Raw genomic sequence first — 1,592 nt, 5'->3', positions numbered from 1 at the left:
TTCCAAAAAGCAGGGTAATTTTTGATTTTATTATTTTCTAAATTGATATGATGCAAATCCTTCATTTCACAAAGTTCTTCAGGCACTTTTAAAATATCTCCATTGATAATCACTGCGAAATCAAGTCCTTTCATACCACTAATGCCTCTTATGGTTCCCATTCTGTGACCATCAATCCATAACCTAGTACATGGTGTATTTAATAAGTTTTTCGGCATTTTTAGCCAATTTGCTCCTTTTGCGGTTAAACTTCCAATTCTTAGCCCTAAAGGGATATACTTAAAATTAAAGCAACTATCTAAGTCTAATATTCTAATATTCTTTAAATGTTTAAAAGATTCAGGAAGACCTCTTAATTTTTTACAACCATTAAAGTTAAAGTGGACATTGTCAAATTCACCAACTTCTGCATATCCTAGAGAGGCAGGTAATTCAGTGATTTGATCACAATTAACAAGAGCTAATGTTCTAAGATGTTTGATTGTTTTGAAATCTTGGGGGAAGCGTGAGGCACTACTATTATCAAGGTAAAGTCTATTTAACTGTGGTATATCATCTATATACCTAAAACTTTTAAAAGCCCCTCCAAAGTTTTCTAGTTTCACAAATTCAGAGATATTTGAAGGTGCCTCGCTACAAGAACTTATCAATAAACTTTCAAGTTGAAATTTTAACTTAAAAAGTTCTTTATCAAAACCATGAATATCGGATCCTTCAAAGGATAAGTTATTAATATTTTTACTTCTAAAAATACTTTTTGGTAGTTCCTTTAATTTACAGTAACCCAATTCTAAATAATTTAACGATGGAAATTGATCGAAATTATCAGCTGTTTTTTCAATTGGGTTGTTATAAAAATTTAGCTCCTCAATTTCTTGCAACTTCGAAATGAATGAAGGTATTTCTTTTATATTACCACCTTTTAATTTCAATTTCTTAAGATGTTGAAAAGCTAATATTTCTTTAGGTACTTCATCTAATAAATCAGTATTTTCTATGTATGCTTCAATAACAAAATCTGTCTTATTATGAACCACATAAAAATTATTGCCATATTTATTTTTTAATATATTAAAAGCTTCTTGCTCTGTTAATGAACAACTTTGTATTACTATCATTACTAATATTAATTTGATTATTATTTTAGCCATTGTATGAAATATTACTATAAACTTTATTTTCTATAAAAAGAGGGAATAAAATATCTTCTTCAAAAGATGAGGAAAGATCTTTGTTTCCAATTAGTACTTGTTTTAAATATCTAGAAGTTTTGTTTTGATAATTTAAATTTATTCTTTCTAATTTATGTTTGGAACTATAATACTCCCCAATAGCATTCATATCTCCCAAATAATATTCACATTGTTTTTCAGTCAACCCATGAATATCCTTTGCAATATCACTCCATCTCCAGATCCTTCTATTAGGTTCATTCACATACGGAAGCACCACATCCCTAATATTATCACTAAATTCCATGACCATTTCATTATCCTTCTCTACAAACCCTTTCCATTCGCTCATTGTTTGTTCGAGTAGTTTATCACGAACTTCCTTTAAATTTTCATCTTGTTGATAGGATTTCAGTAGGT

At 29.0% G+C, this 1,592-nt stretch carries 1 protein-coding gene and 1 pseudogene; both read right to left on the bottom strand.

Translation table 11 applies throughout. The annotated features are described in order from the left end of the window. Positions 1 to 1,151 (bottom strand): annotated as a pseudogene (locus tag AVL50_RS07210) (hypothetical protein); the annotation flags it as partial. Beyond that, positions 1,144 to 1,592, bottom strand: a 449-nt coding sequence (locus AVL50_RS33300) for a hypothetical protein (protein ID WP_172826784.1), incomplete at its 5' end; no start/stop codon positions are given. The gene AVL50_RS33300 and the pseudogene AVL50_RS07210, both read right to left, overlap by 8 nt.

This window comes from Flammeovirga sp. SJP92, assembly GCF_001583495.1.
Classification (GTDB): Bacteria; Bacteroidota; Bacteroidia; order Cytophagales; family Flammeovirgaceae; genus Flammeovirga.
The sequence above is the reverse complement of the archived record's forward strand: the minus strand, read 5'-3'. Positions and strand labels throughout refer to the sequence as shown.